The sequence below is a fragment of the Streptomyces sp. TP-A0874 genome (genome assembly GCF_001748085.1).
In the GTDB taxonomy this organism is placed as follows: domain Bacteria; phylum Actinomycetota; class Actinomycetes; order Streptomycetales; family Streptomycetaceae; genus Streptomyces.
The window spans coordinates 190,884-214,181 of the sequence record NZ_BBZK01000006.1 but is presented as its reverse complement, the minus strand read 5'-3'; the positions used below and the strand labels follow the sequence as shown (position 1 = coordinate 214,181).

Annotated in this window: 19 protein-coding genes; 16 read left to right on the top strand and 3 right to left on the bottom strand. The window is 71.5% G+C overall.

The genetic code is table 11. The annotated features are described in order from the left end of the window. Positions 1–26 precede the first annotated feature (26 nt). The 3 genes from BGP73_RS11425 (at position 27) to BGP73_RS11415 (ending at position 4,618) form a co-directional block, all read left to right on the top strand. Positions 27–1,154: a quaternary amine ABC transporter ATP-binding protein gene (locus tag BGP73_RS11425; protein WP_079127438.1), complete on the top strand. Its 1,128-nt coding sequence runs from the start codon at positions 27–29 to the stop codon at positions 1,152–1,154. Next, a complete protein-coding gene (locus BGP73_RS11420; RefSeq protein ID WP_069814182.1) occupies positions 1,147–3,759 on the top strand; it encodes an ABC transporter permease/substrate binding protein in 2,613 nt (870 codons plus the stop codon). The genes BGP73_RS11425 and BGP73_RS11420 overlap by 8 nt, the downstream gene beginning before the upstream one ends. 139 nt (positions 3,760–3,898) lie before the next feature. After that, positions 3,899–4,618 (top strand): helical backbone metal receptor, encoded by a 720-nt coding sequence (locus BGP73_RS11415; protein ID WP_069814181.1) that lies wholly within the window; start codon positions 3,899–3,901, stop codon positions 4,616–4,618. A gap of 150 nt (positions 4,619–4,768) precedes the next feature. On the opposite strand, the gene BGP73_RS11410 is transcribed toward BGP73_RS11415, so the two are convergent. Beyond that, a complete protein-coding gene (locus BGP73_RS11410; protein WP_441350752.1) occupies positions 4,769–6,442 on the bottom strand; it encodes a glycine/sarcosine N-methyltransferase in 1,674 nt (557 codons plus the stop codon). Positions 6,443–6,753: 311 nt separating this feature from the next. Between BGP73_RS11410 and BGP73_RS22620 the strand changes: the two genes are divergently transcribed. From BGP73_RS22620 to BGP73_RS11380, 5 genes are all read left to right on the top strand, one after another. Continuing rightward, on the top strand, positions 6,754–7,689 hold the full coding sequence (locus BGP73_RS22620) for a DUF2510 domain-containing protein (protein ID WP_069814179.1): 936 nt from the start codon (positions 6,754–6,756) through the stop codon (positions 7,687–7,689). A gap of 928 nt (positions 7,690–8,617) precedes the next feature. Next, on the top strand, positions 8,618–9,382 hold the full coding sequence (locus tag BGP73_RS22610; protein ID WP_069814177.1) for a hypothetical protein: 765 nt from the start codon (positions 8,618–8,620) through the stop codon (positions 9,380–9,382). Next, positions 9,379–10,638: a type VII secretion-associated serine protease mycosin gene (gene mycP / locus BGP73_RS11390; protein WP_374701138.1), complete on the top strand. Its 1,260-nt coding sequence runs from the start codon at positions 9,379–9,381 to the stop codon at positions 10,636–10,638. The genes BGP73_RS22610 and mycP overlap by 4 nt, the downstream gene beginning before the upstream one ends. A 59-nt stretch (positions 10,639–10,697) precedes the next feature. Further along, positions 10,698–11,477 carry an SseB family protein gene (locus tag BGP73_RS11385; RefSeq protein WP_107474022.1) on the top strand — a complete coding sequence of 260 codons (780 nt, stop codon included), beginning with the start codon at positions 10,698–10,700 and terminating at the stop codon, positions 11,475–11,477. Positions 11,478–11,532: 55 nt separating this feature from the next. Continuing rightward, positions 11,533–12,270, top strand: a complete 738-nt coding sequence (locus BGP73_RS11380) for an MIP family channel protein (RefSeq protein ID WP_069814176.1) — start codon at positions 11,533–11,535, stop codon at positions 12,268–12,270. A 23-nt stretch (positions 12,271–12,293) separates the two neighbouring features. On the opposite strand, the gene BGP73_RS11375 is transcribed toward BGP73_RS11380, so the two are convergent. After that, on the bottom strand, positions 12,294–12,680 hold the full coding sequence (locus tag BGP73_RS11375; protein WP_069814175.1) for a DUF1844 domain-containing protein: 387 nt from the start codon (positions 12,678–12,680) through the stop codon (positions 12,294–12,296). Positions 12,681–13,093: 413 nt separating this feature from the next. On the opposite strand from BGP73_RS11375, the gene infC reads away from it, so the two are divergent. The 7 genes from infC (at position 13,094) to pheT (ending at position 20,784) form a co-directional block, all read left to right on the top strand. Next, positions 13,094–13,720 carry a translation initiation factor IF-3 gene (gene infC, locus BGP73_RS11370; RefSeq protein ID WP_079127465.1) on the top strand — a complete coding sequence of 209 codons (627 nt, stop codon included), beginning with the start codon at positions 13,094–13,096 and terminating at the stop codon, positions 13,718–13,720. Between the two features lie 152 nt (positions 13,721–13,872). Beyond that, the gene (gene rpmI / locus BGP73_RS11365; RefSeq protein WP_069814173.1) at positions 13,873–14,067 is read left to right on the top strand and encodes a 50S ribosomal protein L35; all 195 of its coding nucleotides are present in this window, start codon (positions 13,873–13,875) and stop codon (positions 14,065–14,067) included. A gap of 126 nt (positions 14,068–14,193) precedes the next feature. Beyond that, positions 14,194–14,580 carry a 50S ribosomal protein L20 gene (rplT, locus tag BGP73_RS11360; protein ID WP_069814172.1) on the top strand — a complete coding sequence of 129 codons (387 nt, stop codon included), beginning with the start codon at positions 14,194–14,196 and terminating at the stop codon, positions 14,578–14,580. Between the two features lie 189 nt (positions 14,581–14,769). Beyond that, positions 14,770–15,618: a TrmH family RNA methyltransferase gene (locus BGP73_RS11355; protein WP_069814171.1), complete on the top strand. Its 849-nt coding sequence runs from the start codon at positions 14,770–14,772 to the stop codon at positions 15,616–15,618. Between the two features lie 208 nt (positions 15,619–15,826). Beyond that, complete coding sequence (locus BGP73_RS11350) at positions 15,827–16,969, top strand: PAS domain-containing sensor histidine kinase (RefSeq protein WP_069814170.1); 1,143 nt, start codon at positions 15,827–15,829, stop codon at positions 16,967–16,969. Between the two features lie 135 nt (positions 16,970–17,104). Further along, a complete protein-coding gene (gene pheS, locus BGP73_RS11345; protein WP_069814169.1) occupies positions 17,105–18,226 on the top strand; it encodes a phenylalanine--tRNA ligase subunit alpha in 1,122 nt (373 codons plus the stop codon). Further along, complete coding sequence (gene pheT, locus BGP73_RS11340) at positions 18,226–20,784, top strand: phenylalanine--tRNA ligase subunit beta (RefSeq protein WP_069814168.1); 2,559 nt, start codon at positions 18,226–18,228, stop codon at positions 20,782–20,784. Before pheS ends, pheT begins: the two co-directional genes overlap by 1 nt. Positions 20,785–20,927: 143 nt before the next feature. On the opposite strand, the gene BGP73_RS11335 is transcribed toward pheT, so the two are convergent. Further along, on the bottom strand, positions 20,928–21,788 hold the full coding sequence (locus BGP73_RS11335) for a 3-hydroxybutyryl-CoA dehydrogenase (RefSeq protein ID WP_069814167.1): 861 nt from the start codon (positions 21,786–21,788) through the stop codon (positions 20,928–20,930). Positions 21,789–21,936: 148 nt separating this feature from the next. Between BGP73_RS11335 and BGP73_RS11330 the strand changes: the two genes are divergently transcribed. Next, on the top strand, positions 21,937–23,196 hold the full coding sequence (locus tag BGP73_RS11330) for a glycoside hydrolase family 10 protein (protein WP_069814166.1): 1,260 nt from the start codon (positions 21,937–21,939) through the stop codon (positions 23,194–23,196). Positions 23,197–23,298: the final 102 nt, after the last annotated feature.

Below are 23,298 nucleotides of genomic sequence, written 5' to 3'. Positions count from 1 at the left end.
TTTCAGTTCGGACCCGAGAGGTGTATGTGGCCAGGCTGCAAGCCGAGCACTTGTACAAAGTCTTCGGCAGACGACCCAATGAGGCGGTGCGGAAACTAGAAGGGGGGGCCGGCCGTGACGAGTTGCGTGCCGACGGGACGACCGCGGCCGTGATCGACGCCTCCTTCGAAGTGGAGGAGGGGCAGATATTCGTAGTCATGGGTCTGTCCGGTTCCGGAAAGTCGACCCTGCTGCGCATGCTGAACGGGTTGCTCGAGCCGACCTCGGGTCGGGTGCTGGTGGACGGTGAGGACCTGACCGCCCTCAGTCCGCGTGAGCTCCGCTCGGTCCGCTCGAAGAAGATCAGCATGGTCTTCCAGCACTTCGCCCTCTTCCCGCACCGCAGCGTCCTGGAGAACGCCGCCTACGGTCTCGAAGTACAGGGCGTCCCGGCCGAGGAGCGCAGGGAACGTGCCCAGCAGGCGCTGGAGCTGGCCGGTCTCAAGGGCTGGGAGAGTTCCTGGCCGGACGAGCTCTCCGGCGGTATGCAGCAGCGCGTGGGGCTGGCCCGCGCTCTGGCCACCGACGCCGACCTGCTGCTGATGGACGAGTCCTTCAGCGCGCTCGACCCACTGATCCGCCGCGACATGCAGGACCAGTTGATCGAACTGCAGAAGCGCTTGAAGAAGACCATCGTCTTCATCACCCACGACCTGAACGAGGCCATGCGCCTCGGTGACCGGATCGCGGTCATGCGGGACGGACAGATCGTTCAGATCGGGACCGCCGAGGACATCCTCGTGACCCCGGCCAACGACTACGTGGCCTCCTTCATCCAGGACGTGGACCGCTCGCGGGTGCTCACCGCGGGCTCGATCATGGAGGAGCCCGGCAGCGCCCCGGCCGCCGAGTCGGGCGACGAGCCCCGCACGGACCAGGAGCTGCTGGACGCCGCGCCCGCGACGGTCAGCGCCGACACTCCGATCGCGGAGCTCTTCACCCCCTGCGCCGGAAGCGGCGCGGCGGTGGCGGTGACCGACGCGGACGGGGACCTGATCGGTCTCGTGGCCCGCGAATCGCTGCTCGCCGCACTCGCCGAGCAGCCGCAGACCGCTAACGGGGACGGCCCGAAGCGGGACAGCGGCGACGAGGGCAAGGTGGTCGCACGTGCCTAAGCTCGAGCTCGGAGACAAGATCGAGAGCGCCGTCGATTGGCTGCAGTCCAATCTGAGCTGGCTCTTCGAACTGATCAACAGCGTCCTCACGGGGATGTACGACGGCCTCAACAACGTGCTCGGCGCCCCCGAGCCGCTGCTGATGGCCGGTATCTTCACGGTGATCGCCTTCTGGCTGCGTGGTCTGCTCCCCGCGGTGCTGGCCTTCGTCGGCTTCCTGGTGATCGATTCCGTCGGCCTCTGGCAGGACGCCATGGCCACGTTGTCGCTGGTGCTGGTGGCCAGCGTGATCACCCTGGTGATCGCCATTCCGCTCGGTGTGTGGGCGGCGCGTAACCGCGCGGTCAGCACCGCGCTGCGGCCGATCCTCGACTTCATGCAGACGATGCCCGCCTTCGTCTACCTGATCCCGGGCGTGGTGTTCTTCAGCATCGGCATCACGCCGGGGCTGGTCGCCACGATCATCTTCTCGATGCCGCCCGGTGTCCGGATGACCGAGCACGGCATCCGGCAGGTCGACGGCGAACTCGTCGAGGCCGCCCAGGCCTTCGGCACCACCCCGCGGGACACGCTCTTCCGGGTCCAGATGCCGCTGGCTCTGCCGACCGTCATGGCCGGTGTCAACCAGGTCATCATGCTCGGCCTGTCCATGGTCGTCATCGCCGGTATGGCCGGCGCGGGGGGCCTGGGGCAGTCGGTCTACGACGCCGTCACCCGGGTCAACATCGGCCTCGGCTTCGAGAGCGGTCTGGCCGTCGTCATCCTCGCCATGTACCTCGACCGCATGACCGGAGCGCTGAACCAGCGGGTCTCTCCGCTCGGCCGTCGCGCGCTGGCCAAGGCGAGCGCCGCGGTGAGCGGGATGAAGGTCCTGCACTACCGCCCCGGAACCGCCGTCGCGGTCGTCGGAGTGGTGGTCCTGTCGCTCGTGGCGGGCGGTATGAACATCGCCTCCAAGGACGACGCCGAGACGACCGCCTCGACCAACGTCGGGCAGGGCCGGAAGGTCGACATCGGCTACTTCCCGTGGGACGAGGCCATCGCCTCCAGCTTCCTCTGGAAGGAGATCCTGGAGCAGCGCGGCTTCGAGCCCAACGTGAAGCAGCTCGACCCGGGGCCGCTCTACGCGGCGCTCGCCAAGGACCAGGTCGACTTCCAGATGGACGCCTGGCTGCCGACCACCCACGGCACGTACTGGGAGAAGTACGGGGACCAGATGGAGGACCTCGGTTCCTGGTACGGGCCGACCTCGCTGGAGCTGACGGTGCCGTCGTATGTGAAGGGCATCGATTCCCTGGAGGACCTCAAGGGTCAGGGGAAGAAGTTCAACGGCAAGATCATCGGGATCGAGTCGAGTGCCGGGATGATGGGCACGCTGAACAAGAAGGTGCTCAAGGAGTACGGCCTGGAGGGTGAGTACGAGGTGGTCTCCTCCAGTACGTCCTCCATGCTGTCGCAGCTCAACCGCTCCATCGAGAAGAAGGAGCCGGTGGTGGTCACCCTGTGGTCGCCGCACTGGGCCTACGGCAAGTACGACCTGAAGAAGCTCGAGGACCCGAAGGGCGCCTGGGGCGAGGGCGAGAACGTGCACATCGTCTCCAGCAAGAGCTTCCCGAAGAACGAGCCGACGGTCACGCAGTGGCTCAAGGACTTCAAGATGTCGGAGAAGCAGCTCGCCGCCCTGGAGAACGAGATCCAGGACGCCGGGCAGGGCAGGGAGCAGGAGGCCGTCCGGGCCTGGCTGGGGAAGAACCCGGGCGCCGTCGACAAGTGGGCGCCGCTGCCCGACGCCGGCAAGAACCAGGGCAAGGGGAAGACGGTCAAGCTCGGCTACTTCCCGTGGGACGAGGCCATCGCCACCACGCACCTGTGGGAGAACATCCTCGAGGACAACGGCTACAAGCCGGATGTGAAGCAGCTCGACCCGGGGCCGCTCTACGCGGCGCTCGCCCAGGGGCAGATGGACGCCCAGTTCGACGCCTGGCTGCCGACCACCCACGATCCGTACTGGAAGAAGTACGGGGACCAGATGGAGGACCTCGGTTCCTGGTACGGGCCGACCTCGCTGGAGCTGACGGTGCCGTCGTATGTGAAGGGCATCGATTCCCTGGAGGACCTCAAGGGTCAGGGGAAGAAGTTCAACGGCAAGATCATCGGGATCGAGTCGAGTGCCGGGATGATGGGCACGCTGAACAAGAAGGTGCTCAAGGAGTACGGCCTGGAGGGTGAGTACGAGGTGGTCTCCTCCAGTACGTCCTCCATGCTGTCGCAGCTCAAGCGCTCCATTGACAAGAAGGAGCCGGTGGTGGTCACCCTGTGGTCGCCGCACTGGGCCTACGGCAAGTACGACCTGAAGAAGCTCGAGGACCCGAAGGGCGCCTGGGGCGAGGGCGAGAAGCTCCACACCGTCACCAGGAAGGGCTTCAGCGACGACAACCCGGAGCTCGCCAAGTGGTTCAAGAACTTCAAGCTCTCCGAGAAGGAGCTGGCCTCCCTTGAAGTCGAGATCCAGAGCGGCGGCCAGGGCAAGGAGAAGGAGTCCGTCCGCCGCTGGATGGACGCCCACCCGGACGTCGTCAAGAGGCTGACACCGGCCACTTCCTGACCGGACCGTCCTCTGAGAGCCCCACCACCGGTTGTCCGGTGGTGGGGCTCCTTGTTGGTGGCAGGATGCCTCCAGCCCTGCGAGCCGGGACCGGGCCGTGGCCGGAGGGCGGGTCATCGCAGCGTTGGAAGGAGCCCCTGTGCGCGTCGTCTCCCTCGTGCCCTCGCTCACCGAGGCGGTGGCCGACACCGCCCCCGGACTGCTGGTCGGTGCCACCGACTGGTGCAGCCACCCCGCCGAGCTGGATGTCGTCCGGATCGGCGGAACCAAGAACCCGGACCTGCCGGCGGTGATCGACCTCGCCCCGGACCTGGTGATCGCCAACGAGGAGGAGAACCGGGAGCCCGACCTGGCGGCGCTCCGAGCCGCCGGACTCCAGGTGCTCCGGACGGAGATCCGCACGCTCCCGCAGGCCTTCCGGGAGCTGCGCCGGGTCCTGGTGGACGGCTGCCGACTGGACCCGCCCCGGTGGCTCGCCGAGGCGGAGGCGGTCTGGCGGGAACTCCCCGCGCCGGCGCGGCGGCAAAGAGCCGTGGTGCCGGTGTGGCGCCGGCCCTGGATGGTCCTCGGCCGTGACACCTTCGCGGGCGACCTGCTGGCCCGGCTCGGGGTGGACAACGTCTACGCCGATCACCCCGAGCGCTACCCCCGGGTCCCCGTCGAGGAGTTGAACTCCGCCGGAGCCGACCTCGTGGTGCTGCCCGACGAGCCCTACAGGTTCACCGGCGACGACGGCCCCGAAGCCTTCCCCGTCCTTCCGGCCGCGCTCGTCGACGGCCGCTGCCTGACGTGGTACGGGCCGTCGCTCCGCGCGGCTCCCGCGGTGCTCGGTGAGGCGCTGCGAGCAGCGCGCGGCTGAACCGGCCGCGCGTACAGCGCGGCCGCCCGCCACCGCGGGCGGCCGGCGGAGAGCCCCGGTGCGCCGCGGCGCACCGGGGCTCTCCGCCGGCCGCTCCGAGGGGGAAGGATGGCGGCCGGCGCCGCAGAAGCCGTGCACGCCACCTGGTGGTCACTCGGGGGTGCTGTACCGGGTGAAGTGGAAGATGCCCCACGTCAGGCGTCCGTCCCGGCCGCCGTCGACCCAGTGCCGGAGCCCCGTCTTCATCTTCTCCAGGTACTCCTGACTCACCTTCCCCTCGAGCAGCCCCGCCTCCTGCTGCCGCTCGGTCTCTTCGAGGACCCTGGCGTAGTGGTTGACGAGTTGGTCGCGGTGCTCCTCGAATCCGCTGCCGACCTCGGTGAGCCCCAGCCGGGCCAACTCCCGCCGGTAGAAGTCGGGAGAACCCATCGCGTCGAGGTGGATCCGGTCCAGGATCGGCCGGAGCGCTTCGACGGGGGTGTCGTCCGCGGCCATCGGGTCGGTGAAGATGAGGTGGCCGCCGGGGCGCAGCACCCGACTCGCCTCGCGGAGCACCGCGGCCCGATCCCCGCTGTGCAGGAAGGCGTCCTGCGACCAGACGACGTCGAAGCTGTCATCGGGATAGGGCAGGTTCTCGTAGGAGCCGTCCACCACGTCGATCCGGTGCGCGAGCCCCCGCTCCTCGTTGATGGCGCGGTGCCGTGCGTTCTCCACCTCGCTGAGGTTGAGCGCGGTGACCCGGCAGCCGTAGGTCCCGGCCAGGTGCCGCGCCGACCCGCCGTAGCCGGAACCGAGGTCCAGGACGGTCGAGTCGGAGGTCAGCGCGAGCCGGTCGGCCATCCGCTCCACCGTGCGGCGACTGGCCCGGTCGATCCGCTCCCCGGGGTCTTCGTAGAGCCCGATGTGGATGTCCTCGCCGCCCCAGACCGACCAGTAGAACTCGTCTGCGTCCGCGGAGTTGTAATAGCTGCGAGCGGTGTCGGTGGCGTCCGGGTATTCGCCGTCGGCGTCCTGATCCATCACGTATTCCTTCTCCGCGACGTGGATGAAGAAATCCGGCTGATCGTCGCGGTAGGTATGCTGGAAATCACCGTAGGTCTCGATGCGTTGGAATCCGACTTCCTGCATCAGGCGCCGGGTGTAGTTCTTTCGCAGCGGGAACATGTTGAGGTGGTAGACCGAATCGTCGGGGAAGGTGTACCGGAAGCGCACCAGACCCTCGTCGACGTATTCGGGTTCGGCGGAGACGTCCTCGCCGCAGTAGTAGTAGATGTGCTTCTGGTCGGTCGAGTAGCCGCGGTCGAGGATGGCGTCGTAGTTGCGCTGATCGAGCACGAGGATGCCGTCGTGTTTGAGCATCGCGTAGAACTCGGCCAGCGCCTTGCGGCGGTCCCGCTCGGAGAACAGGTGGGTGAAGGAGTTGCCGAGGCAGACGATCGCGTCGTATTCGCCGTGCACGTCCCGGTTCAGCCACCGCCAGTCGGCCTGCACCACCCGGAGGATGTGGTCGCCGCGCTTCAGCCCGTTGTCGAACGCCTGGGCGAGCATCTCGGCGCTGCCGTCCGCGCTGACGGTTTCGAAGCCGGCCTCCAGGAGGCGTACCGAGTGGAATCCGGTACCCGTGGCCACGTCCAGGACCTTCTTGACGCCGCGTTTCCTGAGCAGGTCGACGAAGAACGTCCCCTCGCTCTCCCTTCGCCTCTCCCAGTCGATGAGGGAATCCCACTTCTCCACGAAGCTTGGAATGTACTCCTCGGTGTAGTGTCCGGTCTCCCGTACCTCGACTGGATTGTCTCCGAATCCCTGAACCGGCCGAACAGAAATGACGAAACCTCCAGTGATGCGACGTCAGCGCCCCTACGTGTGCGGTTCTATCTGTCGGTAGAGGATTGAGACTCGCTCGGACTCTCTGTATATCTACCCCTACGGTAGTCAGATCTACTCGGATAGGAAGACCGCCTACGGGTAAAACCTCAAGAGACCCGGGAGAAATGGCATGTTATGGCGTGGTATGACGGTCCGCGCGGGACCGGCGGATTCCGACGAGCGCCGTACGGTGCGGCGGAACGCCGTCCGGCCGTCGTCGTAGGCCCGCGGGGGATCGCGGGGACAGCCCTTAGGCTGACCGGGTGAGCATGAGCACTCCGCCGGGATGGCATCCAGATCCGGATACTCCAGCGAACCAGCCGCCGCTCGAGCGCTGGTGGAACGGAACCGCCTGGACCGAACAGACCCGGGGCCGTCAGCCCTTTCCGGCTCCGGCCCCTGGTCCGCCGGTGCCCCCGGCGTTCGGGCCGCCGCCCCCGCCCGGAGCGCCGCCGGCCGCCCCCCGCGCCCGGGGGGTCAGACTCGCCGCCACCGCGGGGGCGGCGGCCGTCGTCGTCGCCGCGCTGGTCGCCGGCGGACTGGTGGTGATGGACCGGCTCGGCTCCGACAGGGAGGAGCAGGGACGGCAGCCGGTGAGCAGCGCCACCCCGACCCAGCCCGGCGACGAGGGCTCGGACGGACCGGAGGACGCGGCGGTCGCCGAGGACGAGCTCAACGGCATCAGCCTGCCGCTCCTCGAGGGATGGGAGGCGAGCAGCGGAGGGGGCGTCACCTCACTGGGCACCGGTGAGTATCCGTGCCCCGCCACTCCCGAGTTGACCTGCCTGCGCGGCGGGGTCTCCGCCCAGCCGGCGCAGGGCTTCGAGGGCGCGACCGCCGAGGAGGTGGCCAAGGAGGACATAGCCGTCAACGCGGAGCTGTCCTACGGCACGGTGCCCGGCGGCAGCGAGCAGCCGTACGGCGGGGTCGCCTCGCACAAGGAGGTCAGGTCCAGGGCCGTCACGGTCGCCGGCGAAAGGGGATACCTGGTCCGGTGGAGGGTGGAGACCGGAGACGGAACCAGCGCCTACGTGCAGTCGGTGGCCTTCCCCTCACCCCGGGACCACGAATCGATGGTGCTCCTCCGGTTCGGCTTCGACAGAGGTGGGACGGCACCGACGGTCGCCGACATGACCCGGATCGTCGACGGAATAAAACCGTTGACCGGTAGCGGTCGGGGCCCCGGAGACGGGCAGGCGGTCTGAGGCCGACCTCCAGCCCCAGCCGCGGACCCCGGTCGCCGGATCCCCGTGCGGTCAGCCGCCAGACCTCGGCAGCCGATCGGACGGCCGCGAAGCGCCGGGCCCGATCCTGGCGACCCGACTCACCGGCTCCGGAGCGCTGCTGGAAGGGCCGCCGGTTGCGGACGGATCCGTCGAGACCGAACCCGGCCGGGTGCTTGGGGCAAACCGGCCACGCTGGTGGAGCGGTTGCCGAGCCGGTGCGGTCTGCCCGTAGAGTGACGCCACGCCATGCCGCGGACGGGACTCCGCAGGTCGGCGACCGATGACGAACCTGCCTGCCCCGAGGAGCGCCGGTGGCACGGCCAGCAAGGGAACCTCAGGGGGGCGAATGAGCGCCGAAGCGCCACGCACCTCCCGCCCACGGCCTCCCCGGGTGCCCTCACCGCGGCCCCGGACACCAGCTCAGCCCGGACCGGTGGGCGGACGGAGCACCCCGGAGGGCTCCCGCCCCCCGACGTCGGCGGTGCCCCCGCCGGCGCCCTGCAACCTGCCACCGCCCTCACCGGCCGACCGGCTCCCACCGGCGTCCCGCCCAGCGCCTCCCGGAACCGGGGGCACGCGGCAGAGCGACGCGAAGCCGTCCTCGCCCCGGAGCGGTACCGGCCCGTCCCCGGCCGGACGGCCGCCGGAGGCCGCGGCCGAAGGGAGGGCCCCCGAACCGCCGGGTTCGGCGCGCACGCCGGACCCCCTCCCGCCGCGGCCCGCCGCAGCGCCCGGGAGGCCACCGACCCCCCAGCCCCGGAACGAGCGGACGGCCGTCCCGCCACCACCCGTGCCCCCGGCGCTCCCGCCGCGACCGTACGCCCCGGCGAGCACCCCGCTGAGGGGGCCGTGGAGCCAGCAGCACCCCCCGGTCCAGCACCTCCCCACCCAACACCCCGCGCCCCCCGTGGCCCCGGTCCGCCGCCCGGCCCGTACCGCCGCCATCGCCGTCTGCCTCGTGCTGGGGCTCGGCCTCCTCGGCGGCGGTCTCGCCGGTGACCTGCTCAGCGACGGCGCGTCAGCCGCGACGTCGGCCGACCGATTCGACGCCGCCGCATCGCTCTGGCACAGCCTCCCGGTGGACCGGATATTCCCCCCCACCCTGCGCGGTGACGGCGCGGGGCCCGGCGGGGCCGACCGGGTGTGGATCCGCATCGCCGTGGCCCCCGACAGCGGTTGCGCCGACGCCTTCGACGCCCCGCTCCGCGAAGCCCTCTCCGCCGCGGGGTGCCAGCGGTTGCTGCGGGCCACCTACCTGGACGCGACCAGCACCAGCGTGACCACGGTCGGTCTGGTCGCCACCACGGCGGAGGCCGCGGAGATGGCGGCCCTGCACGACCGGTTCGAAGACCGCGGAGTGACCCGGCGGAAGGACTCCCTCCCACTGCCCTACGCGGCGAAGGGCACCGCGGCGGCCGAATTCGGCGCGGAGCAGCGGGCCTCCTGGAGCGTCGAGGTGCTCGCCAAGCTCCCGGCCGTGGTGTACGCCGTCACCGGCTTCGCCGACGGTCGGAAGGTGACCGAACCAGAGCCCGCCGAGGAGGCCATGGCGGCGGGGGCCACCTCCGTGGCGGCCCAGGCTGGACTGGGCCACGACGCGCACGGAATCGTCCAGCAGGTCGCGGGCGGCTTCCGGAAGGCGGCCGCGAAGGCCGCGGAGGAAGCCCGGTGACCCCCCGGGGCAGCGCACCGGCACCCTCGGCGGTGCGGCCGCCCGCCCGGACCCGCCGCCGGCCGGCGGGACTGTCGCGGGCGGCGGGCGCTCTCGCCGCCGCCCTGCTGGCCCTGCTCCCCGCCGCGACCGCCCGGGCCGACACCATCCGCGCCCAGGAGTGGGGCCTGGAGGCCATCGGGGCCGAGCGCGCCTGGCAGACCACCCGAGGGGCGGACGTCACCGTGGCGGTGCTGGACACCGGGGTCGACGACAGCCATCCGGACCTCGCCGGACAGGTCCTGCCGGGGAAGGACCTCGTCGGCTTCGGTGCGACCCGGGGCGAGCGGTCCTGGGCCCGGCACGGCACCGCCATGGCCGGGATCATCGCCGGTCACGGCCACGGCCCGGAAAACGGTGCGGGCGTGCTCGGAGTGGCCCCCGAGGCGAAGATCCTGCCGGTGCGAGTGATCCTGGAGGACAAGGACCCCTCCCGCAAGAAGGCGCGCACCTCCCGCGGCGGCGCTCTCGCCGAGGGCATCCGCTGGGCCGCCGACCACGGTGCGGACGTCATCAACATGTCGCTCGGCGACGACAGCGAGTCCGCCCACCCGGAGAAGGCGGAGGACGCCGCCGTCCAGTACGCACTCAGCAAGGGGGCGGTGGTGGTCGCCTCGGCCGGCAACGGTGGCGAGAAGGGCGACCGCATCTCCTACCCGGCCGCCTACCCCGGCGTCATCGCCGTCACCGCGGTCGACCGCTACGGCTCCCGCGCCGCGTTCTCCACCAGCCGCTGGTACGCGACCGTCTCGGCGCCCGGGGTGGACGTGGTCATGGCCGATCCCGACCGCCGCTACTACAAGGGCTGGGGCACCAGCGCGGCGGCCGCCTACGTCTCCGGGGCCGTGGCCCTGGTCCGCTCAGCGCATCCCGAGTTGAGCCCCGCCCAGATCAAGGAGCTGATCTCGGACACCGCACGGGACGCCCCGGACACCGGTCGCAGCGACGACCGGGGATACGGCCTCGTCGATCCGGCGGCGGCCATCGAGGCCGGTCGGAAGCTGAAGCCGCGGGCCCAGCGGCCGGCCGCGGCCTCGTACCGGAACCGCTACTTCGGCCCGGGCCCTGACGAGAAGTCGTCGCTGTCGACCGGGACAGGGCTCGCGGCGCTGTCCAGCGGGGCGGCCGGGAGCGTACTCCTGGTCGCGGGCGCCGTGCTCTGGTACACCGAGCGGCGGAGGCGCCGCGCCGCCGGAGCGTTCGGGCCGCCGCGGTGACGGACTGGGCGCGACAGGGCCCGGCACAGCCGGGCCGCCGGTGCGGATAGGCTCTCTCCGTGCTGGAGAAGAACATCCCGGACCCCGGTTTCGCCGACGACGACGGCTCGGCCGATCCGCGGCTCGCCGCCGCCCTCGCCGCCTACGCGGCTGATCCCGCCGCCGGTCCCGAGGTCCTCGCAGCGCTGCGCGGAACCCGGCTGCTGGTACCGGTCGTGGCGGTCCTCGGCGAGGTCGAGACCGGTCCGGGCGGGCTGCGCCAGGAGAAGTCGAGCGATATGGCGGTGCCGACCCTGCGGGCACCGGACGGCCGCCGGGCACTGCCGGCGTTCACCTCCACCGACGCCCTGGCCCGCTGGGACCCGGCGGCCCGACCGGTCGCGGTGCCGCTGCACCAGGCGCTGCGGGCCGCCGCCCAGGAAGCGGCGGACACCGTGGTCCTCGACCTGGCGGGGCCGGTCCCCTACCAGCTCAGCGGCGCGGAGCTGCTCGCGCTCGCGGAGGGCCGGGAGAGCGCCGACCCGCTCGCCGACCCCGCGGTGGGCGAGGCCCTGCGGGCGGTCCTGGCGGCGGAGCCCGGGGTGCGGCTGGCTCACCTGGTGCCCGGCGCGGCCGGCGGCCCCGTCGGGGGCGGTGCGGAGGGAGGCGGCCGGGTGGACGGTGTACTGGCGCTGGCCCTCACCCCCGGAGCACGGGCCCAGGACGTCGTCCGAGCGGTGGCCTCGGCGCTCGCCGCCGACGAGGTACTCCGTGCCCGACTGGTCTACGGCCTGGATCTGGCCCTGCTCCCGGAGGAGACGGCGACCGCGAGGGAGCCGTTCTACGTTCGACAGGCGTAATGTCCTGGTTCGCGCCACAATGCAGAGTGATCGCGATCTTTGCAAGGAGGGCGCCATGGAAAAGCGCGCGGCCGTATCCGAGTTCCTCGGCACTCTGCTGCTCGTGTTCTTCGCCGTCGGGGCAGCGGTCTTCGGAGCCGAGTACATCGGCAGCACCGGGATCGCGCTGGCCTTCGGCTTCACGCTCGTGGCCCTCGCGTTCGCGCTGGGGCCCATCTCGGGCTGCCACATCAACCCGGCGGTGACCCTGGGCGTGTGGATGGCCGGCCGGATGCCGTTCCACCGGGCGGTCGAGTACTGGGTCGCGCAGGTGGTCGGGGGGATCGTCGGCGCGCTGCTGCTGTATCTGGTGGCGAACCAGATCCCCGGGCTCGGGATCAGCGGGGCCTTCGGCACCAACGGCTACGGCTACCGGTCGGCGGTCGGGGTCAACACCTTCGGTGCCTTCGTCGCCGAGTTGGTGCTGACGTTCCTCCTGGTCTACGTGGTGCTCTCGGTGACCCACCGGATCGCGGTGGTCCGGCTGGCCGCGCTGCCGATCGGTCTGGCGTACGCGGTGACGCAGCTGATCGGCATCCCGCTGACCGGCGCCTCGGTGAACCCGGCGCGCAGCATCGGCCCGGCGCTCTTCGCCGGCAGCCAGCCGCTCTCCCAGATCTGGCTGTTCATCATCGCTCCGCTGGTCGGCGGTGCGATCGCCGCGCTTGTGCACCGGACCACCCACGGAGCCGGGCAGCCGCTCCAGGACGCCGACTGGCAGACCGCGGACGCCGTGGCGGCGGGGGAGCGGTAGCCCCGTGGTGGTGCCGGCCGGGATCAGCCGAAGAGCGGCCCGGTGTACTGCTCCCCGGGGCCGCGCCCCGGCTCGTCCGGTACCTCCGAGGCCTCGTGGAAGGCCAGCTGGAGGGACTTCAGTCCGTCCCGCAACGGGGCGGCGTGGTAGGAGCCGACCTCGGTGGCGCTCGCGGTGACCAGGCCGGCCAGCGCTGTGATCAGCTTGCGGGCCTCGTCGAGGTCCTTGTGGTCGGCGGCGCCCTCGGCGAGCCCGAGGTTCACGGCGGCGGCGCTCATCAGATGGACGGCGACGGTCGTGATCACCTCGACCGCGGGGACGTCGGCGATGTCCCGGGTCATGGTGTCGAAGTCCGGTCCCGGCCCGTCGGCGGTGGCCGCGGCCGGTTCTTGGGGGATCGCGTCGCTCATGGCTCTTCACTTTCGGTGGGCGGTTGACCGTGGACAGGCTAAGGGCTGTCCCGTGCCGTGCCGAGCGGCGCTCCACCGGGGAGGTGGGCGGGAGGGGCCTTCTCGGCGGCCGCCGGGTGCCGCCGAGAAGGTGCGAAGGGCCGGCCCGGCACTGCTATGCTGGGGATACGACCGGTTGGGCATTCTTGTGTCCAACCCGCAAGTGGAGGCTCCGATCTCCCACCTGGCCGACCTTTGGTCGGCGGGTCACCGGTCAGGCGGTGCCCGTCGTTCCGTACGGACGACGGACCCGCCCGATACGCCCCACGCGGTGAACTGTGGCGGTGGCCCCGGAATCTCGGAGTCCTGCCTGTGACCGTACGGGGCGTTTTTTCGTCCCTGTGCGCTGGTCGCGGAGAACAGACATCGCGCGGCTGTCCGCCAGGCGGCCGCGCCGGGTAAACCGAGGAGGCCCCATCAGCGCCGAGCCCCGCATCAACGACCGGATCCGAGTCCCCGAGGTGCGACTTGTCGGTCCCAGTGGCGAGCAGGTCGGCATCGTGCCGCTTGCCAAGGCACTGGAGCTCGCGCAGGAGTATGACCTCGACCTGGTCGAGGTCGCGGCGAACGCCCGCCCGCCCGTGTGCAAGCTCATGGACTACGGGAAGTTCAAGTACGAGTCGGCCATGAAGGCCCGTGAGGCGCGCAAGAACCAGGCGCACACGGTCATCAAGGAGATGAAGCTCCGGCCGAAGATCGATCCGCACGACTACGACACCAAGAAGGGTCACGTCGTCCGGTTCCTCAAGCAGGGCGACAAGGTCAAGATCACGATCATGTTCCGCGGTCGTGAGCAGTCCCGCCCCGAGCTGGGCCGCCGGCTGCTGCAGCGTCTCGCCGAGGATGTTCAGGACCTGGGCTTTGTGGAGTCCACCCCGAAGCAGGACGGCCGAAACATGATCATGGTTCTCGGTCCGCACAAGAAGAAGACCGAGGCCATGGCCGAGGCCCGCGAACTCAAGGCCGCCCGCAAGGCGGACAGCCAGGGCGGGGCCGCCTAGGCGGGTTCCCCTGGCCTTCCAGGCCAGGGGTGAACCGGTCCGCGCCGACCGGGCATGGCGGGGCCTCGGTCCCGGACACCAAGACAACAGCTGACGTTCCCGCGTTCCGGCCCAGCCGGGGGAGCGCCACCCGACGAGGAGAGAACGGCGACATGCCGAAGAACAAGACGCACAGTGGTGCCAGGAAGCGCTTCAAGGTCACCGGCTCCGGCAAGGTGATGCGCCAGCGCGCCGGTCGCCGTCACTACCTGGAGCACAAGCCGTCGACGCTGACCCGCAAGCTGGCCGGCACGGTCGAGGCGGCCCCGGCCGACGCCAAGAAGATCAAGAAGCTTCTGGGCAAGTGACGCTTCTCCCGGTCCACCCGCGGGTTCCGCCCGGCGGGGGGCGGGGAGCAGGCGCCGCCGGATACCGGGACCTATTCGTTTCCGGGCCGCGTGGACATTCCGCGGCCCCCTAGAAGGAGTTAACAAGTGGCACGCGTCAAGCGGGCAGTCAACGCCCACAAGAAGCGCCGGGCGATCCTCGAGCAGGCCAGCGGCTACCGGGGGCAGCGCTCCCGCCTCTACCGCAAGGCCAAGGAGCAGGTCACCCACTCCCTGGTCTACAACTACAACGACCGCAAGAAGCGCAAGGGCGACTTCCGTCAGCTGTGGATCCAGCGGATCAACGCCGCGGCCCGCGCCAACGGCATCACCTACAACCGCTTCATCCAGGGTCTGAAGGCCGCCAACATCGAGGTGGACCGCAAGATGCTGGCCGAGCTCGCGGTCAACGACGCCAACGCGTTCGCCGCGCTCGTCGAGGTGGCCCAGAAGGCGCTGCCGAGCGATGTCAACGCCCCGAAGGCCGCCGCTTAGGTCCTGTACACCGGGGGCCGCGGCGGACACCGCCCGCCGCGGCCCGTGGGACAGCACCTGAGCCGTACCGACGGCACGGACCCGCAGGCCATCGGGCCTGCGGGTCCGGCGCGTTCGGGCCGGGGGCGGAACGCTCCCGGCCACGCACCTGGAAACCCGAGCCGGACCTGACAGAAGAGAGCCGCCCCGATGGGCCCCGCCGAGCCGATTTCGCCCCGCTCACCCCGCGTCGCCGCCGCCCGCAGACTGGCCCGCCGCAACTTCCGGGTCAAGGAGCGCCGGTTCATCGCCGAGGGCCCGCAGGCGGTGCGGGAGGCCGCCCAGTACTCCGGCGGCCCGGCCCTGGTGGAGCTCTTCACCACCGTCGACGCCGCCGAGCGGCACGCCGACGTCGTGGCAGCCGCCCGCGCCGCCGGCGCCCGGGTGCACACCGCCTCGGAGGAGACGCTGGCGGCCGTCTCGCAGACCGTCACCCCCCAGGGCCTGGTCGGGGTCTGCCGCTTCCTCGACACCCCGCTGACGGAGATCCTCAGCGGTCGGCCACGGCTGGTGGCGCTCCTGGCCAACGTCCGCGACCCGGGCAACGCCGGGACGGTGCTGCGCTGTGCCGACGCCGCGGGGGCGGATGCGGTGGTGCTCACCGACGCCTCCGTCGACCTCTACAACCCCAAGTCCGTGCGGGCCTCGGTCGGCAGCCTCTTCCACCTGCCGGTGGCTGTCGGGGTGCCGGTGACCGAGGCGGTACGCGGACTGCGGGAGGCCGGGGTGCGCATCGTCGCGGCCGACGGGGCCGGGGAGCGCGACCTGGACACCGAACTCGACGAGGGCTCCCTTGGCCGGCCCACCGCCTGGATCTTCGGAAACGAGGCCTGGGGACTGCCCGCGGAGACCCGGGCCCTCGCCGACGCGGTGGTGCGGGTGCCGATCCACGGCCGGGCCGAGAGCCTCAACCTCGCCACCGCGGCAGCAGTCTGCCTCTATGCGTCCGCCCGCGCGCAGCGGGCCCCCGGCGGTTGCCGTTCCGCCGGGGTGATGTAGCGCCCGGGCGCGGAGACCGGCCCCCGGTCGGCGGTGGGCGCCGAGTGCCCCCGGCGCCGCCTCGCGGGGAACCGCCGAACCCGCGTCCCGTGAGCGGTGCCGCGCGGCCGCACGGCAGGCGTGCCGCGACCCATGGCCGATCCGTCCGGGATTACCGCCCAACCCTTAGTAGGGTTGCGAGGCGGGGGCGCGACAAGGGGGTGCGGGGATGGACGTCAGCACATCCGGCGGGGCTGTGCCGGACCCCGACCCGCCGGGCCCCGCCGGGGCCGGCCCGCCCGGCGGCCCCGAGCCGACGCTCGGCAGCCTCGGGCTCGCCCCGGACGACCTGCCCGACGGCCTGGTCGTCGCCGACGAGAGCCGCCGGATCATCTGCTTCAACGCCGCGGCGGCGCGGATCACCGCGCTGCGGCCCGCGGAGGTGCTGGGACGGCGGCTGGAGCGCGCCCTGCCCTTCCAGGACCTCGAGGGCCGCCGTTGGTGGTCGGTGACCGACCCCTACGGCGGACTGGCCACCCGGGTCGCCCAGCCGGAGCGGAGCCTGCTGCTGGGCGGGCGCGAGGTGCTGGTGTCCGCCCGGTACGTGCGGCACAGGCCGGCGGGCCCGCTGCGACGGCTGGTCGTCTCCCTCCGCGGTACCGAGGCGCGGCGGCGCACCGAGCGCGCCCAAGCCGATCTCGTGGCGACCGTCGCCCACGAACTGCGCTCCCCGCTGACCTCCGTCAAGGGCTTCACCGCCACACTGCTGGCCAAGTGGGAACGGTTCACCGACGACCAGAAGCGCCTGATGCTGGAGACCGTCCAGGCCGACGCCAACCGCGTCACCAGGCTCATCACCGAACTGCTGGACATCTCCCGCATCGACTCCGGCAGGCTGGAGGTGCGGCGGCAGCCGGTGGACATGGCCGCGGCCGTCCACCGGCATGTGAGCGGGCACGTCGGAGCAGGACAGCCGGCGGAGCTCTTCCGGGTCAACGTCGTCAGACCGCTGCCGGACTTATGGGCGGATCCGGACAAGGTCGACCAGGTCCTCGGTAACCTGTTGGAAAACGCGGTGCGACACGGCGAGGGAACCGTCACCATCGAGGTGGCAGCCGCCTCCGGAGCGGCGAAGGAAGGAACGGTCGTCACGGTGAGCGACGAAGGGCCGGGTATCCCCGAGGAGTCGATGGGCCGGGTCTTCACCCGCTTCTGGCGCGGCAGCCGGCGCGGCGGCACCGGACTGGGCCTCTACATCGTGAAGGGCGTGGTGGAGGCGCACGGCGGGACCATCGAGGTCGGCCGGGCGCCGGGCGGCGGCGCCCGGTTCCGATTCGTGCTGCCCGTAGCCGCCCCGGCCTACCTGAGCTGAGCGGCACGGGCCCGTCCGCCGTCCGGCCACCGCGTTCCCCTTAGACTCGACCCTCGACACCCTCGAGCGGAGGGCAGCAGGCCGTCGAGTGTGGGACCGCGCCCACCCAAGCCAATTCGAAAAACACGGGAAGAGATGTCGGCACCCAATAAGTCGTACGACCCTGTCGAGGTCGAGGCACTGAAACCGGAAGAGATCGCCCGGCTGCGGGACGAGGCGGTCGCCGCCATCGCGGCCGCCGGCGACCTCGAGGCGCTGCGCGAGGTGAAGGTCGCCCACACCGGCGACCGCTCCCCGCTCGCCCTCGCCAACCGGGAGATCGGCGCCCTCCCGCCCCAGGCCCGAGCGGACGCCGGCAAGCGGGTCGGCGGCGCTCGCGGTGAGGTGAACCGGGCGCTCAAGGCGCGCCAAGCGGAGCTGGAGGCCGAGCGCGACGAGCGGGTGCTCGTCGAGGAGGCCGTGGACGTCACCCTCCCCTACGACCGCCTCCCGGCCGGTGCGAGGCATCCGCTGACCACCCTCTCCGAACGGATCGAGGACGTCTTCGTGGCGATGGGCTACGAGGTCGCCGAAGGTCCCGAGGTCGAGGCCGAGTGGTTCAACTTCGACGCGCTCAACTTCGAGCCCGACCACCCGGCCCGCGCCATGCAGGACACCTTCTTCGTGGAGGGGCCGGACCCGGATCGGGAGTCCGGAGTGGTGCTGCGCACCCACACCTCGCCGGTGCAGGTCCGCTCGTTGCTGGACCGGGAACCCCCGGTGTACGTGGTCTGTCCCGGGCGTGTCTACCGCACCGACGAGCTGGACGCCACCCACACCCCGGTCTTCCACCAGGTGGAGCTGCTCGCCGTGGACGAGGGCCTGACGATGGCGGACCTCAGGGGAACCCTGGACCACATGGTCCACTCGCTGTTCGGCGCGGATGTGCGTACCCGGCTGCGCCCGAACTACTTCCCGTTCACCGAGCCGTCCGCCGAGATGGACATGGAGTGCTACGTCTGCCGGGGGGAGTCCGTCGGAAACCCGGACCGCCCCTGCCGGACCTGCTCCAGCGAGGGCTGGATCGAGCTGGGCGGCTGCGGGATGGTCAACCCCAGGGTGCTCGTCGCCTGCGGTGTCGACCCGGAGAAGTACAGCGGGTTCGCCTTCGGCTTCGGCATCGAACGGATGCTGATGTTCCGCCACAACGTCGAGGACATGCGAGACATGGTCGAGGGTGACGTGCGCTTCACCCGGCCGTTCGGGATGGAGATCTGATGCGGGTCCCGCTTTCCTGGCTGCGGGAGTACGTCGACCTGCCGGCCGGCATCACCGGCCGTGACGTGCAGGCGAAGCTCGTGGCCGCAGGGCTGGAGGTGGAGACCGTCGAGCAACTCGGCGGCGACCTCAAGGGCCCGCTGGTCGTCGGCGAGGTGCTGGCCATCGAGGAGCTGACCGGGTTCAAGAAGCCGATCCGACACTGCCAGGTGGACGTCGGCACCGCCAACGGCACCGGTGAGCCGCAGAACATCGTCTGCGGTGCGCGGAACTTCGCCGTAGGCGACAAGGTCGTGGTGGTCCTCCCCGGGGCCGAGTTGCCCGGCGGCTTCGCCATCTCAGCGCGGAAGACCTACGGCAAGGTCTCCGAAGGCATGATCTGCTCCGGAAGCGAGCTCGGGATGTCCGACTCGGCCGCCGACCCGTGGGGAGGCGGCGGCATCATCGTGCTGCTGCCCGAGCACCGGCCGGGAGCCGACGCCGTCGAACTGCTCGAACTCGTCGACGAGGTCCTCGACATCGCCGTCACCCCCGACCGCGGCTACTGCCTGTCGCTGCGCGGTGTGGCGAGGGAGACCGCCACCGCCTTCGGGCTGCCGCTGCGCGATCCGGTGCTGCTGGAGGTGGCGGAGCCCGGGGAGAGCGGTCACCCGGTCGAGGTCGGCGATCCGGCAGCCTGCGACCACTTCACCGCCCGCACCGTCACCGGGCTGCGGCCCGACGCGGAGTCCCCGGTGTGGCTGCGCCGCCGGCTGCAGAAGGCCGGTATGCGTCCGCTCTCCCTCCCGGTCGACATCACCAACTACGTGATGCTGGAGACCGGTCAGCCGCTGCACGCCTACGACCGCTCCCGGATCAGCGGGGCGATCGGAGTACGCCGCGCCACGGCGGGGGAGAAGCTCACCACGCTCGACGGCACCCAACGGCTCCTCGACCCTGACGACCTGGTCATCGTCGACGACAGGGGCCCAATCGGGCTCGCCGGTGTCATGGGCGGCGCCGACACCGAGGTCGCCGACACCGAGACCGCCGCCGAGGGGGAGGGGGCGGCGGAGAGCACGCCGCCGGCCACCACCGAGGTCGTCATCGAAGCCGCCCACTTCTCCCCGGTGGCGGTCGCCCGCACCGCCCGGCGGCACAAGCTCTCCTCCGAGGCGTCCCGGCGCTTCGAACGCGGTGTCGACCCGCAGGCGGCCGCCGCGGCCGCCCAACGCGCCGTCGACCTGCTGGTGCGGCTGGCCGGAGGCACCGCCGACGAGGGCGGCACCACCGTCGCCGCCCCGAGTGAGCCGCACACCATCAGCATCCCCGCGGACCATCCGGACCGGATCGCCGGCGTCGAGTACGGACGGGAGACGGTCATCCGCCGGCTGCGGCAGATCGGCTGCCACGTCGACGGCCAGGACCGGCTGCTGGTCACGCCGCCAAGCTGGCGCCCCGACCTGACGGACCCCAGCGACCTCGCCGAGGAGGTCATCCGCCTGGAGGGGTACGAGAACCTGCCGGCCACGCTGCCGCGGCCGCCGGCCGGCCTCGGCCTCACCGCCCGGCAGCGACTGCACCGCAGGGTGGGGCGCGCGCTCTCCGGCGCGGGCTACACCGAGTCGCCCAACTACCCGTTCCTCAGCCCGGAGACCCTCGACCGGCTCGGGCTCGACGCCGCCGACCCCAGGCGCGCGCTGGTCCGGCTGGCGAACCCGCTCTCCGACGCGGAACCGGCGCTCCGTACCACTCTGCTGCCCGGTCTGCTCTCCGCGCTGCGTCGGAACGACGGCCGGGGCGAGCACGATCTGGCACTGTTCGAGACCGGGCTGGTGTTCCGGGCGGCCGATGGTCCCGGCAGCACCGTCCGGCTACCGGTCGACCGACGCCCGACCGACGAGGAGGTCGCCGGGCTGGACGCGGCCCTGCCCACCCAGCCACGCCACGCGGCCGTCGTGCTCGCCGGAGCGCGTGAGCGGTCCGGCTGGTGGGGGCCGGAGCGCCGGTCCGGCTGGGCCGACGCGGTGGAGGCGGCCCGCACGGTTGCCTGGGAAGCGGGTGTCGAGCTGGCGGTCCGTCAGGCCGAGCAGGCCCCCTGGCATCCGGGACGCTGCGCCGAACTGTACGTCTCCGCCCCCGGCGGTGAGGTGCGCCTCGGTCACGCGGGCGAACTGCACCCCAGGGTGGTCAAGGCGCTGGGGCTGCCGGAGCGCACCTCTGCGATGGAGCTCGATCTGGACGAGTTGGAGCGGGCTGCCTCGGGCGTGCTCCAGGCGCCCCGGATCTCGACCTTCCCGGTGGCCACCCAGGATGTGGCGCTCGTGGTGCCGGCCGCGGTGGCCTCCGCGGAGGTGGAGGCGGCGTTGCGGGAAGGGGCCGGAGAACTGCTGGAGTCGGTGCGGTTGTTCGACGTCTTCACCGGCGAGCAGATCGGTGCTGGTCGAAAGTCCCTGGCGTACGCGCTCCGTTTCCGGGCCGCCGACCGCACGCTCACCGCGGAGGAGGCAAGTGCCGCCCGGGACTCCGCGGTGTCCGCCGCGGCCGAGCGCACCGGAGCGGTGTTGCGCGGCGAGTGAGCCGTGGTGGACCGTCCCCGGTACGGCTGTCCGGGGACGGCCCGCCATGCGGCTCCGCCGTTCGAGCGTGGAAACCCCCTGCGCCCCGCAGCCCATCCGGTGGGCGGCGGGGCGCAGGGGGTATCGGGGGAGCGGAGCTCCGGTCAGCCGTAGTCGTAGAAGCCGGAGCCGGCCTTCCGGCCCAGGCGGCCCGCGTCGACCATCCGCTGCAGCAGCGGCGGGGCCGCGTACAGGCCCTCCTTGTACTCCTGGAACATCGAGTCGGCGATCGACGCCACGGTGTCCAGACCGATCAGGTCGCAGAGTCGCAGCGGCCCCATCGGGTGGGCGCAGCCGAGTTCCATGCCGCTGTCGATGTCCTCCCGGCTGGCGATCCCCGACTCGAACATCCTGACCGCGGAGAGCAGGTACGGGATCAGCAGGGCGTTGACGACGAAGCCGGAGCGGTCCTGCGCGCGGATCGGGTGCTTGCCCAGCACGTCGACGACGAGTTCCTCGGCCCGCTGGATGGTTCCGTCGCCGGTGGTCAGCGCCGGGATGATCTCCACGAGTCTCTGCACCGGCGCCGGGTTGAAGAAGTGGATGCCGACGACCTGGTCCGGTCGCGAGGTCGCCACGGCGAGCTTGACCAGCGGGATGGATGAGGTGTTCGAGGCGAGGATCGCGTCCGGCCGGGTCACCACCTGGTCGAGTATCTGGAAGATCTCCGTCTTCACCTGCTCGTTCTCCACCACGGCCTCGATGACCACGTCCCGGTCGGCGAACGCGCCCAGGTCGGTGGTGAAACTGAGCCGGTCGACCGTCGCGTCGCGCTCCTGCGCGGTCAGCTTGCCGCGCTCCGCCGCCTTGTCCAGGGAGTTGATCAGCCTGGTCCGGCCGAGTTCCAGAGCCTCCCCGGTGGTCTCCGCGACCATGACCTCCAGGCCGGAACGGGCGCACACCTCCGCGATCCCCGCGCCCATCTGGCCGCAGCCCACCACTCCGACGCGTTCGATGTCGGTCACATCGTGCCTTTCGCCGATCTTCCTCGTCCGGCGGCTCGTAGGGTGTCGCCCGTCCGCCGTGGGCGAGGTTACCCGCGCACCCGTGCGTCGCGGGGCCCGGGAGGGCATGCTACGCACATCATCGGCGTGCATGGGGACGGAGTGAAGAATGGCGCATATGGCGCGCAGGCGGTTCGCCGCCGGACTGGCCGGGGCACTGCCGGGGATGCTGTTGGCGGGTGACGCCGTCGCCGACGCGGTGGAAGCGGAGTCCGAGGCCCCTTCTCAGCGGTTCCGCGGCATGTGGCTGGCGACGGTCGACAACCGCGACTGGCCCTCGGTACCCGGGCTCACCCCGGCGGAGCAGCGCGGCGAACTGCTGTCGCTGCTCGACACGGCGGTGCGGCGTCGACTCAACGCCGTGATCTTCCAGGTGAGACCGACGGCGGACGCGCTGTGGCCCTCGCGGTACGAGCCGTGGTCCGAGTACCTGACCGGGACGCAGGGCCGGGACCCCGGGTGGGATCCGCTGGGCTTCGCGGTCCGGGAGGCGCGGCGGCGCGGTCTGGAACTGCACGCCTGGTTCAACCCGTACCGGGTGGCCATCCACCAGGAGCGCTCCCGGCTGGCGCCGGACCACCCGGCCCGGCTGCACCCGGAGTGGGTCGTGGAGTACGGCGGGATGCTGTACTACAACCCGGGGCTGCCGGAAGTCCGCCGCTTCGTCCAGGACGCCATGCTCGACGCGGCGCTCCGCTACGACATCGACGCCGTGCACTGGGACGACTACTTCTACCCCTATCCGGTCGTCGGGGAGGAGTTCGACGACGACGAGGCCTTCGCACGGTACGGCCGGGGCTTCCCCGACCGGGCCGCCTGGCGCCGCCACAACGTCGACCAACTGGTGTGGGAGACCGCCCAGCGGATCGCCCGGCTCAAGCGGAGCCGTCGTCTCCGGCCGTCCGTCCGGCTCGGGGTCAGCCCCTTCGGGGTCTGGCGGAACCGCACCTCCGACCCGGCGGGCTCGGACACCGCGGCGGGGGTGCAGACCTACGACGATCTGCACGCCGACGTCCGCAGGTGGGTGCGTGAGGGATGGCTCGACTACGTCGTACCGCAGCTGTACTGGAACATCGGCTTCGAGGCCGCCGACTACGCGGCGCTGGTTCCGTGGTGGGCACGGACGGTCAGCGGCACCGGGGTCGAGCTCTATGTCGGTGAGGCGCTCTACAAGGCAGGTGACCCGGAGCAGCCCGAGGTCTGGCAGGACCCGGCGGAGCTCTCCCGGCACCTCGACCTGACCGCGGGCTTCCGGCAGGTGCGCGGCCATGTCTACTTCTCCGCCGCGGAGGTCGCCGCCGATCCCATCGGCGCCATGGACCGGGTCGTCACCGACCACTACCTCGGGCGGGGCAGAGGGTCCGGCTGAACTCGTGGGCGGGACGTTCCCCGGTGACGGGGTCCGTCCCGCGCTGGGACGTCCCACCGGCGGGCCGGACCCGGGCGGGGCCGGCCGTCGGAGCGGGCGCGC